The organism is Streptomyces sp. NBC_01089, from assembly GCF_045162975.1.
In the GTDB taxonomy this organism is placed as follows: Bacteria; Actinomycetota; Actinomycetes; order Streptomycetales; family Streptomycetaceae; genus Streptomyces.
In genome coordinates this window covers 5,915,300-5,927,618 of record NZ_CP108660.1, presented here as the reverse complement: position 1 = coordinate 5,927,618, position 12,319 = coordinate 5,915,300, and the positions used below count along the sequence as shown (strand labels likewise).

At 70.2% G+C, this 12,319-nt stretch carries 11 protein-coding genes and 1 pseudogene; 4 read left to right on the top strand and 8 right to left on the bottom strand.

Translation table 11 applies throughout. From position 1 onward, the window contains the following. Positions 1-22: 22 nt before the first annotated feature. A complete protein-coding gene (locus OG510_RS26600) occupies positions 23-676 on the bottom strand; it encodes a TetR family transcriptional regulator (RefSeq protein ID WP_406140092.1) in 654 nt (217 codons plus the stop codon). 215 nt (positions 677-891) lie between these two features. Between OG510_RS26600 and OG510_RS26595 the strand changes: the two genes are divergently transcribed. Continuing rightward, the gene (locus OG510_RS26595; RefSeq protein ID WP_406140090.1) at positions 892-1,923 is read left to right on the top strand and encodes a hypothetical protein; all 1,032 of its coding nucleotides are present in this window, start codon (positions 892-894) and stop codon (positions 1,921-1,923) included. Between the two features lie 84 nt (positions 1,924-2,007). Beyond that, positions 2,008-2,580 (top strand): annotated as a pseudogene (locus OG510_RS26590) (aldo/keto reductase); the annotation flags it as partial. Between the two features lie 84 nt (positions 2,581-2,664). Here the strand turns inward: OG510_RS26590 and OG510_RS26585 are convergent. The 6 genes from OG510_RS26585 to OG510_RS26560 all read right to left on the bottom strand — a co-directional run bounded on the left by OG510_RS26585 (position 2,665) and on the right by OG510_RS26560 (position 8,623). After that, on the bottom strand, positions 2,665-4,035 hold the full coding sequence (locus tag OG510_RS26585) for an MFS transporter (RefSeq protein ID WP_406140088.1): 1,371 nt from the start codon (positions 4,033-4,035) through the stop codon (positions 2,665-2,667). A gap of 663 nt (positions 4,036-4,698) precedes the next feature. Beyond that, on the bottom strand, positions 4,699-5,184 hold the full coding sequence (locus OG510_RS26580; RefSeq protein WP_406140087.1) for a flavin reductase family protein: 486 nt from the start codon (positions 5,182-5,184) through the stop codon (positions 4,699-4,701). 95 nt (positions 5,185-5,279) lie between these two features. Then, the gene (locus OG510_RS26575) at positions 5,280-5,936 is read right to left on the bottom strand and encodes a polysaccharide deacetylase family protein (protein ID WP_406140085.1); all 657 of its coding nucleotides are present in this window, start codon (positions 5,934-5,936) and stop codon (positions 5,280-5,282) included. A gap of 1 nt (position 5,937) precedes the next feature. Beyond that, positions 5,938-6,510 carry a VOC family protein gene (locus tag OG510_RS26570; RefSeq protein ID WP_406140084.1) on the bottom strand — a complete coding sequence of 191 codons (573 nt, stop codon included), beginning with the start codon at positions 6,508-6,510 and terminating at the stop codon, positions 5,938-5,940. Positions 6,511-6,571: 61 nt separating this feature from the next. Then, entirely contained in the window at positions 6,572-7,357 is a 786-nt protein-coding gene (locus OG510_RS26565) for a nuclear transport factor 2 family protein (RefSeq protein WP_406140083.1), read from the bottom strand. 63 nt (positions 7,358-7,420) lie between these two features. Continuing rightward, on the bottom strand, positions 7,421-8,623 hold the full coding sequence (locus OG510_RS26560; RefSeq protein WP_406140082.1) for an acyl-CoA dehydrogenase family protein: 1,203 nt from the start codon (positions 8,621-8,623) through the stop codon (positions 7,421-7,423). A gap of 672 nt (positions 8,624-9,295) precedes the next feature. Here OG510_RS26560 and OG510_RS26555 point away from each other — a divergent pair. Both OG510_RS26555 and OG510_RS26550 read left to right on the top strand, forming a co-directional pair. Continuing rightward, complete coding sequence (locus tag OG510_RS26555; RefSeq protein ID WP_406140081.1) at positions 9,296-9,679, top strand: hypothetical protein; 384 nt, start codon at positions 9,296-9,298, stop codon at positions 9,677-9,679. Next, positions 9,676-11,670, top strand: coding sequence for an acetoacetate--CoA ligase (locus OG510_RS26550; RefSeq protein ID WP_406140079.1), 1,995 nt, complete (start codon positions 9,676-9,678; stop codon positions 11,668-11,670). Before OG510_RS26555 ends, OG510_RS26550 begins: the two co-directional genes overlap by 4 nt. Here OG510_RS26550 and OG510_RS26545 read toward each other — a convergent pair. After that, positions 11,654-12,247, bottom strand: coding sequence for a TetR/AcrR family transcriptional regulator (locus OG510_RS26545; protein ID WP_406140078.1), 594 nt, complete (start codon positions 12,245-12,247; stop codon positions 11,654-11,656). The genes OG510_RS26550 and OG510_RS26545 overlap by 17 nt on opposite strands. Between the last annotated feature and the right edge of the window lie 72 nt (positions 12,248-12,319).

The window sequence follows — 12,319 nt, the reverse complement described above, 5'->3', positions numbered from 1 at the left end:
CTCTCGCACCTCGCCGTCGTTCCTACGTACCCGTGCCACCCTCCGCGACCGCCTGAAGTGCGGGGCCGTAGTGACGGGCCACTGTCTCGGCGTCGACCGAGGCCAGGGGTTCGAGGGCGAGGACGTAGCGCATCAGGGCGAGACCGACGAGCTGGGTGGCGATGAGACTCGCGCGCAGGCCCACGTCCTCGCCTGTGATGACTTCGCTCAACGCATCCGCCAGGATCGCGGTCGCCGTGTCCCGCAGCTGCGCGGCGGCGGCCTGGTGGATGGCCGCCGAACGCACCATGGTCATCAGGGCCGGCCGCGCTGACACGTCGTCCCACACGGACATGTGAGCGCGGACCAGCCGCACCCCGACACCCTCGATGCCGCCGCGGGCCGCGGAGGCGATGGCTTCCCGCATCATCCCCGGAAGCTCCAACGCCTGGATGAACAGGTTCTCCTTCGTGCCGTAGAAGTGGTGCACGAGCGCCTGGTCCACCCCCGCCGTCTCCGCGATGCGCCGCAGGCTCGTGGCATCGAAGCCGCGATCGGCGAAACATGTGCGGGCGGCGGTCAGGATCGCTTCCCTCGTCCGGGTCTCACCGGGCCGACGCCCTCCCGCGTGCTTCTCCGCACCCGCCCCGCCGTCCGTCCCAGCACCCACGCCGCCTCGCTCTCGCACGTCACTCATGACTCCATCATGCCGCCCCCGAAACTCACTGCCTAATGAACTCATTGTTTGCTGAGTTGTATAGTGAAGGTACATGGGCGGACCGCACCCCGCGTCTCGATCGCGTTCGCGCCTGTCAAGAACGTGGGCTAGAGGGACACCCTTCCGTTCCAAGCTTCAGACCATCGCCGCCCTGCTCCTTCCCGGCACAGCACATACGACCAGAAACGATTGCCATGCCCTCAAATACCATTCAGTCCTCCGCGCCTCCCGAAACGGGTACGGCCATCCATGCCGCACCTGCCCCCAACGGCCGTAAGCGATACGTGCGGCTCACCGCCGTCGTCATCGGCTTGACCGCCGCGATCACGCTGATGCTCTGCGCCTTCGGGCTGCCCTCCGCCAACGGCGGCCCTCACCAGGTCCCCCTGGGTGTGACCGGGCCGCAGTCCGCCGTCGACTCGCTCAAGACCCAGCTGCCCGACGACCAGTGGGACGTCACCGCGTACCCCGACACCCAGGCCCTGACCCGCGCTGTCCAGGACCGGGACGCGCTCGGCGGCTTCTCCATGTCGACCGACGGGATCACCGTCTACACGGCGGCCGCCGGCGGCCAGCAGGCCACCGGCGCCCTCACTGCGCTGGGTGACTCCCTCGCGCAACGGCAGAGCGTTCCGGTCACCGTCCACGAGGTGGTCCCCTTCCCCGACGACGACCCCAAGGGGACGGGACTCGCCTCGGCGGCGCTACCGATGGTCTTCGGTGGCATCCTGCCCGCCGTCGTCCTGCTCCAGCTCTTCCCCGGCCACTCGGGGCTGCGTCTGAGGCTCGCCGGAGTGATCGCCTTTGCGCTGGCTGCCGGGGCGGCCGTGACCGCAGTGCTCCAGTTCGGCATCGGCACTCTGGACGGCAACTTCTGGCTCACGAGCCTCGGCATGAGCCTGGGCATGGCGGCACTCGCCATACCGTTCCTCGGCCTCGAGTCACTCTTCGGCTATGCCGGATTCGGCGCGGGCACCGTGGTGATGATGTTCCTGGGCAACCCGCTCTCCGGCCTGGGCACCGGCCCGTACTGGCTGCCCGACGGCTGGTCCACACTGGGCCAGCTCCTCCCCCCCGGCGCCTCGGGCAGCCTGCTGCGCGCCAACGCCTTCTTCGACGGCGCCGGCGCGGGCGGACCGCTTCTCGTCCTGGCCCTATGGGCGCTCGCCGGACTGGCACTCATGGGGTTCGCCGACCGGCGGCACGGGAGGCGGGCGACCGCATAGCCGGAGACCGACAACCGCTCGTGGGCGAGGCCGGAACCCAAACCACCGTTTTCCGCCCCGGCACGAGGGCGCCCCAGCGACCGCGAGAGAACCCTCCTGAGCGTGAAGTTCGGCGGGCTGCGCGGCGGCCCCGAAGGCAAATGGGTCGTCGGCGAAGCTCGCCCCGCCCGCGTGAAACGCGCCCTTGCCTACTCGTTGCAGCGCCTAGGCGGCAATCACATCGACATCTACTGGCCCGCCCGAATCGACCCGGACGTCCCGGTGGAAGAGACGATCGGGCGCGCCATCGCGGAGATGATGCAGGCCGGTCACGTACGCGCCATCGGCCTGTCCGAGGTCGGCGCCGACACCATCCGCCGGGCCCTCGCCATCCACCCGATCAGCGAACTGCAGACCGAGTACTCCCTCTTCAACCGCGGCATCGAGAACAGCACCCGCAGACCCGACCCTGAAATGGCTGCCGCACTACGCGCTGTGGGCCGCCGTCGAGAGCGTACGGCTCGATCCCGAGCAACCGCACTGCCGTGCGGTACGTACCGCACGGCTACGCGGCGGCCCTGCGCCAGCAGCGGGAGCAGATGTGCCCAGGCGCATCTGCCGTTCAGCAGCCCATCACGGCCCGCTCGCAGCGCATGCCGCCAGCCTGGTTACCGTTGAGCGAGACGAGCCGGTGTCGCAGGTCCGTTCTGATCTCAATCCCCTGATGTGCCGAGCACCACATATGCCGGGTCAGGCCGCCAACTAGGACTTCCGTGGCCCGGTCGGGGCGATGACGGCCGGCACGGCGGCGGTGGCGGCGGGACCCGCGGCGGGCGCCGACTCGTCGCAGGCAACGTCGTCGTCGAAGCCGGTGATCGCGGGGTATCGGTAGGGGCCGAGGCGCAGGACGAGCAGGGCGCACACGAGCAGGACCCCTGCGACGTAGTACATGAGGGTGTCGTAGCTGCCCAGTAGCTCGTAGCCGAGGCTGATGAGTGGCGGGCCGAAGGCCGACAGCAGCATGATGGCCGCCTGGAGGATGCCTAGAAGCGCACCGAAGCGGCGCATGCCCAGGTAGCGGCTGACCAGGAACGGCAGCAGGTCGATCTCCACGCCGAAGGCGATGCCGATGAGGGCCGTGCCGATGGCCGCGCTGGCGAACGGCGCCCGCAGGAAGAAGACGCCGATGATCGGGCAGGCCATCACGAGGGCGCAGGCCAGGGGTGCGTGGACGTGGTCGAGGAGGAGACCGCCGAAGGCCCGGCCGAGCAGCGACGTCACGCCGAACAGGGTGACCAGGGTGGCGGCCTGGCCGGAGGGGATGCCCTGGTCGCTCAGCATGGGCACCATGTTCACCTGGACGCCGACCACTGCCATGCCCGTCATGCAGAGGTTTATCGTGATCAGCCAGAACGACCGGGTGCGGACGGCCTCGCGGACGGTCAGTCCGGGCAGCTCGGGCGCGCCCGTGATGTCCTCGGCCGGGGCGTCCTCACGCGGTTTTTCCTCGATCAGCCGACCGCGCACGCCGTTCTCGGCTCTGACCCGGACCAGGCCAAGAATCATGGCCATGGAGACAACGAGTGCGATCAGGGCCATCCACTGGTACGTGGTCTGCCAGCCGTACCCGGGGAGCAGGAAGTTGACGAACAGCGGGGTGACGGTCGTACCGAGCGCCGACAGCGCGGCGGTGATACCCACCGCCGCGCCGCGTTTGTTGTCGAACCAGCTGACGACGGCCTTCATGAAGGGGATCAGCGTGCCGCCGGCGAAGAGTCCGGCGAGGAAGTACAGGCCGTAGAAGAGCGGCATGGAGCGGGGCACCGTGCCGATCAGCGCCAGACACACGGAGTACAGGGCCCAGGAGGGGACGGAGATGCGGCGGAAGGTGTACCGGTCCATGAGGTGGCCGACGATCGGTGTCCCGACCGCCTGTCCCACGCTCATGAAGGTGAACGCGGCGGTGACCGCGGAGCGACTCCACCCCGTGTCCTCGGTGATGGGGATGACGAACAGGCTCAGGGTGCTGACGACCATCGGGCCGGCGCTGAACGCCGTGGCGAGCCCGGAGCCGATCACCACCCACCAGGGGCTACGCGGACGTTGGCGGTGCTGTGCGAGAAATCCGTTCATGTGCGAAGCACTCCTCCGGGCGGGCCGGCCCGCCGTGGACAGGAGGTCCCGTGGTGACGGCCGTCGGACGTGGGCGGAAGGGATAGGTACGCGCGGGGAAGGCGGGGGTACCTGGATTGCCACTGAGTGGAACGGGCGAGAACGGGGATCACCCTGCTCGCTTGGAGACACGCCGAGAGCTGCGTTGAGGTGTCGTACGCGCGACGCGGTGGGGAGTGTGTGGTGTTGGGGCGATGGGTTCCGTGGGCCTCACCTGGGGCAAGGCTCACGACTCCGGGTCATCGCTCCGTTCGAGGACGGCCGCGAGTAGGGGGAGAGACGCTGGCCGGACCTGTGGCCCAGTTAGCCGGCTTCGACCATGCGGGAGAGCAGGGGCGGCGGAGCGTGCGGCTCCCCTGAACTGGATTCGGCGACGGCACGGGGGTGTCGAGGCCGATGTGGTCGGTCAGGGCGAGAGAGCCCATGGGGTGGGCGCAGCCGCGGGCGGGCACGCGGCGACAGCCGAGGCGGGCACTGTGCCGCGACGCCGCCGCCGACCTGCTCGGCCGGCACATGGAGCGCACCTCGCAGGCCCGGCGGACGGCCGTCGCGGAGGACTACGGCGTTTCGCCGCCTGAGCCCCGGGGCGGCCCGCACCGTATCGGCGCCGGCCGCCCTGCCCCCTCACACGCCGAGCCGGCTGAAGGCTCCCCGGTAGAACAGCAGTGGCTTGCCCGGTCGTGTGTCGATGTCCAGGACTCTGCCGATCACGAGCTCGTGGTCACCTGCGTCGTACGCGCCCGTCAGCTCGCACTCGATGTGGGCCAGCGACCCCGACAGCCGTGGCGCCCCGCAGGCGCCGGGGGCCCAGTCGACGCCCGCGAACTTGTCCGCCCCGCTGGTCGCGAAGGCGAGGCAGGTGTCCTCCTGCGCCTCGGCGAGCACGTTGACGCAGAAGTACCCGGCCTCTCGGATATGCGGCCAGCTCGTCGACGACTTGCCCGGCGCCAGAGCGACCAGGGGCGGCTCGAGCGAGAGCGAGGTGAACGACTGGCACGTGAAGCCGACCGCCCCCTCGGCGGTGGCTGCGGTCACGATCGTGACCCCGCTCGCGAAGTGCCCGAGGGCGCTCCGGAACTCTCGGCTGTCGAATGTCTGTGTTTGGTCCACCGGTCATTCCTCTTCCTGCTGGCCTTTCCTGCCGGCCTTTTCCTGCTGGTGTGCGATAGTTCGCCGTCCGAGCCTGGACGCGCGAGTCGGAAGGCTCAGGCACGGGTGATGAAAGGGCTGAGGTCACCCGTGCTCCGGCCCCTGCGGACCGGGACGCAGACCTCGGGCAGCTCGGTTGTGATCTCCACCTCGTCCTCGAGCACGCGGTCCAGGAAGGCCGGAAGGCGCTTCATGGCGTCCGGGACGATGTCGTGCAGGACCACGAGGGTCCACGGCAGCCGCCGGATGTCCGCCAGCGCCCGCTCGGCCCAGCCGTCCGGGTCCTCCCAGTCGCGGGGGACGCTGTTCCACAGCGCGACGGTGTACCGCTCGGCAGTCAGATGCTCGACAGCTTCCCCGCTGAAAAGGTGCGGTCCGAGGTGCCCGCCGCCCCCGAAGGGACGGAACAGCTTCTCCTCACCGGCCAGTTCACCGAGCATCTCCTGCATGTCGGCGATCTCCCGCTGTACCGTCTCCCACCCCGGACTCTGCCCGAGTGGGACGGTGTGCGTCATGGAATGGTTCCCGATCGTGTGCCCCGCCGCCGCGACCTCTTCCAGCAACTCACGGCCCTGGGGCAGGAAGAGCTGGTTACCGACGGGGAAGAACGTGGCGGTCAGGCCCCGCACCGCCAGCTCCTTCAGCACGAAGGGCGTTCCGGCCGGGTCCGGGCCGTTGTCGAAGGACAGGGTCAGCCGACGTCGCGCGGCCATGTCAGGCCTCGCGGAACGGATTGTTGCTGGTGTGGTCCCCGCCCAGCCACCGGTCCAGATCGGCGTGGGCCAAGGCGAGGCGCTCGGCGTTGATCCGCTCCATGTCCGGGTGGTCGCGGGTGAACTCCAGCTGGAGTCCGTCCGGGTCGGTCGCGTACAGCGAGACGCAGTACCCGTGGTCGATCACCAGGTGCTCCCAGTCGTGCTCCTTGAGAGCGGCGATCAGCTTGTCCTGCGTCGCGTCGTCCACCTTGAGGGCGATGTGCAGGAACGGCGAGGGACGGAACTGCGGCTCGAACAGCGCCTGGTCGGCGGGGTCGGCGAACTGGAAGAAGGCCAGCGCGCTGCCGTCGGCGAGGCCGTAGAAGGTGTGGCAGTAGGTGCGTTCGGCACCGGCCAGTTCGTCCACCTCGGTCCAGGTGGCGATGAGCGGCAGACCGATAACGCCCTCGTAGAACCGCTGGGTCGCCCGCTGGTCCTTGACGACGTAGGCGTTGTGATGCAGACGGGCCGGCAGGTGCGCTGGCTGCGCGGCGGCGGTGTGCCGCGCCGTGTCGGTGGGTGTGCTGGTCAAGGTGTCTCTCCTTCGATTCGCTTACGGGTATGGCGGGTGCGGGTGGGACGGTGAGGGGTGTTCAGGCACCGGTGTTGATCGGGAGGCCGGGGATGAGCGCAGGGGTCTCCACCCGGATGGCGAAGCGGCGCACGTTCGCGTCGGTGAAGCCGGCCTTGCCCAGCCGCTTCCGGAACTCCTTGACCCGGGGGTCGGCAACGTGGCGGCGCAGGTCGTTCTCGCTGCGCCAGCGGGTGAAGACGCGCACGACGCCGGGCGCCTCGTCGGCGGTGAACGAGAAGTCGAGGATGCCCGCCTCGTCCTTGAGCGCCTCGCGCAGCTCGCGGACCGCGGTGAGGACCTCGTCGCGGTGGGCGGTGTCCACTACGAAGCTGCCGGCCAGGACGAAGGACGCCGCGCTCTGGGCGGCGGAGGCCTCCGACGGGTCCGGCCCGCCGAGGCGCCAGTGGGTGCGCACCACGCGGTTGACGATGCGCCAACCGTCCTCGGTGCGGCGCAGGCTATCGATGTACATGCCGCCCACGTCCTCCACACCGGATCCGTGCGTCGTGAGCGTGGAGTAGTGGGACTGGTACTGGCAGCGGCTGACCGCGGTGTCGCCGTCGACCTCGACCTCGTGGTTGGCCACCAGGTGCTGGCTGCGGTCCACGCCACGCGTGTCGACGACCTTGCCGAAGAAGCCGCCGATCTCCTGCGGGCTCGTCATGATGTGGTCGGCGCCGTAGTCGGCGTGGCACGTCGGCGCGAAGACCTGCTCCAGGTCCTCGAAGCGCCGCTCATCCAGGGCCCAGCAGTAGCGGACGGTCACCGCGATGATGTCGGCGACATCCTGGGAATGGGAAGCCATTTTCGTTCCTGCCTGCTCTAAGGATGGAAACGGGGGTAGGGGACGGGTGCCTCGGTGCCCGGCTCACTGGCCGACGAGGCGGCCCGCGACCTCCGGGGTGCGGCCGAGCATCAGGGCGCCGACCTTGCTCAAGATGTGGTCGTCGTCGATCGTGGCGTGGCCGCGCAGGGTCTGGAGGTCGCGGACGTAGTGCTGAGTGATGTCGCTGCTGCGGTAGATGCTGGAGCCCGAACCCTGGAGGACGGTTTGGGTGGCCTCCCAGGTCAGCCGGGCGACCGTGTGGCAGTCCAGTTCGCACATGGCGCGCATCTCGGCGCTGATCTCGTCCGGGCCCGCCGCGTTCGTCTCGACGAGTCGCCGGACCATGTCGTCGAGTAGGGCGGACGCGGCGCGCAGAGTGGCGGTCGCCTGGGCATAGCGCATCTGTCCGGCGGTGGTGTCGCCCGTCAGGACGGGGCTGAACGCGGCGCGCCGCTTGTCGAGCCGCTCGCGGTAGCCGGCCAGGACGCCCTCCGCGCCGCCGAGCATCACGATGGGCACGATCAGCATGACCAGGTCGCGGGCGTCGTAGGAGTAGATCGTCTCCGGGTACAGGGCGGCACCGGGGCTGTTGCGGGAGAACTCCGCGGCGACGCTGTGCGTGAGGTGCGCCGCGACGAAGTGGTCCTCGACCTGGACGTCGTGGCTGCCCGAGCCCTTCATGCCCGAGACGTTCCAGGTATCCAGCACTTCGACCTCGGCCCGCGGGACCAGGAAGAATTGGGGGACCTGCTCGCCCTCGATCACCGCGATGAGGCTTACCCAGTCGGCGTGCATCACGCCCGAGCAGTAGCTCCACCGGCCGGTGACCCGGTAGCCGCCCTCGACCGGCACGGCCCGGCCAGGTGGGTTGGCGACACCGGCCATCTGCGCCGGCTCGCCGTCCTTGAAGTACTCGCGCTGGGCGGCCTCGGGCCAACGGGCGAGCAGGTAGTTGTGGCACATCAGAAAGCCGAGGGTCCAGGCGGCGGTGGGATCGCCCTGGGCGAGGTTGCGCATCACCTGCACCGCCTGGGGCAGGTCGCCGCCCGAGCCGCCCAGCGCCCGGGGCAGCAGCATGGTGAAGATGCCCGCCTCCTCCGCGTCCTTGATGGTGTCCTCGGGAAGTTTGCGCAGGTCCTCGGTAGTGAAGATCCGCTCTCGTAGCCGCGGGACGAGGCCGAGGCTGTTGGCGATGACCTCTTCCGGCGTGGCGGTGGAGGACGTGGTGGGGCTGACGGGAGTCATGCGGTTCTCCTTTCACCGACGGCAGTCCGGGACAGGTCCCCTGTCCTCTGCCGTGGCGGGCCGGGGGCCTCGCGTGAAAAGAAGGGCACGCGTGGCCGCCCCAGGCCTTTACGTACGGAACGGTTCCGTACCAACATAACCCCCGACTCCGGAAACGCAAGAGGTTGAACACGCGACTGGCCACCACCGAGGGGCGACGGACGAACCCTGACCTGCAGGCGATCGCCCGTTAACGCCAGCCAAAAAATATCGCTAATCTATTGCACTCACGACATTCACCGGCAACACTCCTGTCACCTGGCCATCCGACGGGCGGCCCGGTGACTGAGCGGCGGTGCACAGGAGGGCCTGCATGCGCGTAGGGAACCTCGACGGTCGGCCTTCTTCGGCCACCGCCGGTGACCGGCCGACGCGGCGGAGACGAGCGGGGACGTTTGCGCCCCGGCCGCGGTACCCGTCCCGCGGCAGCGGGGCCCGCGGCAGCGGGGCCCGCGGCAGCGGGGCCCGCGTCCGCGAGGCACGCACATCCCCGGGGCGTACGCGCCGCCCACACCCACGGACGGCATTCCCGCCGCCGCCCGGCGACCCTCATCTCACTGAAACCCGACTGAAACCGGCGGCGCGCCGGCTCGCCCCGCTTCTCCTCCCCCGACCCATGGAAGGACCCGAACCGTGTCCCTGCACCGTCTCACCCCTCTCCTCATGGGCGTGCCGCACGTCGAGCGGACGGCCGCCTACTGCACCGACTTCGGGCTCAGCCTCGTCACGGAGGAGAGCGCCCCGCCCGCCACGCCAGCCCTGTTCTCGACCGTCGACGGCGCTCCCGGCAGCGTGTGCGCCGTTGATCCCGGCACCGAGGTGCTGGTCCAGGTCAAGACCGCCGCGCGCGTCACCCGGAGCCCGGCCGAGGTCGACCCCTACGACGCTCCCGGCGTCACCGCCGGCCTCCACAAGCGGGCCCTCGGCATCCTGCGCGAGGGCAGGGTCCGGTCCGGCAAGCTCGAGCATGTCCACAGTCTTGAGCGGGCGCCGGCCGCTGGGAGGATCGCCGCATGACCACCCCGCCTGCCCCGAACGCGACCCCCGTGTGGCTCCCAGGCCCCGACGCCGAGGACACGCAACTCGCCCGCTTCGCCACGTACGCCGGCGAGCGCACCGGCCGCTCCTTCCCCGGGTACCGGGAGCTGTGGCAGTGGTCCGTGGAGGATCTGCCGGGCTTCTGGTCCGCTGTGTGGGACTGGTCGGGCATCATCTCCGACACCTCCTACGGGACCGTCCTCGATGACAGCGCCGGGATGCCCGGCGCCCGCTGGTTCACCCGGGCCCGCCTCAACTACGCCGAGCACGCCCTGCGCGCCGGACGGGACGAGGACGTCGCGCTGATCTCCGTGGCCGAGGACGGGGCCGTCACCGAGACGGACCGGGCCACGCTACGCCGCGACGTGTCCGCCCTCGCCGCTTGGCTGCGCATGGTCGGCGTAGGGCCGGGCGACCGGGTCGCCGGGTACCTCCCTCATACACAGCACGCGGTGATCGCCTTCCTCGCCGCGGCGAGCATCGGCGCCGTCTGGTCGGCCTGCGGCCAGGACTACGCGACGGCCGGCGCGGCGGGCCGGCTCAGCCAGCTCGAACCGATCGTGCTCTTCGCCGCCGACGGCTACCGGTGGAACGGCAAGGAGTACGATCGGCGTGCCGAGAGTGCCCGACTGCGGGCAGCGCTGCCCAGCGTCCGCCACCTGGTGCGGGTGCCGAACCTCGGCCTGCCGGTGACCGAGGGGGAGAGCGGCGGCCCGTCCGTCACCTGGGCTGAGGCGACCGCAGTAGACGCAGAGCCCGAGTTCGCCCGCCTCCCTTTCGACGCTCCCCTTTGGGTCCTGTACTCCTCCGGCACAACTGGTGTCCCGAAGGGCATCGTGCACGGCCACGGCGGCGTCCTCGTCGAGCACCACAAGGTCGTCGGCCTCCATCACGACGTACGTGCCGGGGACCGCTTCCTCTGGTACACGAACACCAACTGGATGATGTGGAACCTGCTGGTCTCCGGACTGCTGGTGGGTGCCGCGATCGTCTTGTACGACGGCAGCCCGACCTTCCCGGACACCGACCGGCTGTGGCAGCTCTCCGAAGATCACCGGGTCAGCGTCCTCGGCGTGAGCCCCGGTTATCTGCTCGCTTCGGAGAAGGCGGGACTGTCGCCCGGCCGGGACCACGGCCTCGGCGCACTGCGCTCCATCGGCTGCACCGGCGCCCCGCTGCCGGCTGCCTCATCCCTGTGGGCCCGCGACCACGTCGGGGAGCGCGTGCAGCTCACCTCCGTCAGCGGCGGCACCGACGTCGTCACCGGCTTCGCGGGCGGCGCGACGACCGTGCCGGTGTGGCCCGGCGAGCTGTCGGTACCCCTCCTCGGGGTCGCCCTCGACTCCTGGGACGAAGAGGGCCGGCCGGTCAGGGGCGATGTCGGCGAGCTGGTCGTCACGCGGCCGATGCCATCAATGCCGGTGTACTTCTGGAACGACGCCGACGGCAGCCGCTACCGCGAGGCCTACTTCGAGCGGTGGCCGGGTGTGTGGCGGCACGGCGACTGGCTGACCATCACGGACCACGGCGGCATGGTGCTCTCCGGCCGCTCCGACTCCACCCTCAACCGAGGCGGCGTACGGCTCGGCAGCGCCGACGTGCACGCCGTCGTCGAGGGCCTGCCGGCCGTCCACGAGAGCCTGGTGATCGGCGCGGAACTCCCCGACGGGGGCTACTGGATGCCCCTCTTTGTCGTCCTGGAACCGGGGCACGAGCTGGACGACGCGCTCCGTGAGGAGATCACCACCACTCTGCGCACCCAGGCCTCCCCGTGGCACGTCCCCGACACGGTGATCGCCGTTCCGGCCGTCCCGCACACCCGCACAGGCAAGAAGCTGGAGGTCCCGGTCAAGCGCGTCCTCCAGGGCGTGGCCCCGGAGCGGGTGGTGAACCCCGAGGCCGTGGACGACTACGCGGCCCTGCAGTACTTCGCCCGCTATGCGCCCGCAGACGTCAGGGCCGGTACCTGAGGACGGGCAGGATCACGGAATCGATGAACTCGACAATATAGTTGAGGTCCGCATAGGTGTTCTCGAACAGAGGCCGGGTAAAGCAGCCGGCGAAGAACAGCTGCGGCAAGAAGGTCGTAGCCGCCGGCGTCTCGGGCAGCTCCCCCCGCTCGACCGCCCGCGCGACGAAGACGCCGAGGTCCTCCTGCGCCAGCAGGGACTCGTGCAAGGCTCGGGCCAGCTCCTCGTCCTGGAGGGCGGCGTGCGCCAGGGCCGCGACGAGGGGGGTGTCCCGGGCCACCTGTGCGGCTGCCAGTCGGGCCAGGGACACCAGGTCGCCGCGCAGCGACCCGGTGTCCACGGTGGTGGCGTCGGCAGGCCGGCCGGCCCGCAGGGCCGCCCCGATCATCCGGGGCTTGCCGCCCCACAGGCGGTACAGGGTCGCCTTGCTGCACCGGCCCCGGGCCGCCACCGCGTCCATCGTCAACGCCTCGTAGCCCACCTCGCGCAGGACCTCCAAAGCAACGTTCAGCAGGTCGGAGGCACGGTCCTCGGTGACCCGTGGCCGGCGGACCGGCTCCGACGTCGGAACACTCATGCCACAACTCCAATAAGTACGGAACGGTACGGTACTCAGTGTAGCCGTCGGGAGTGGGCGCCCGCCCCCTCG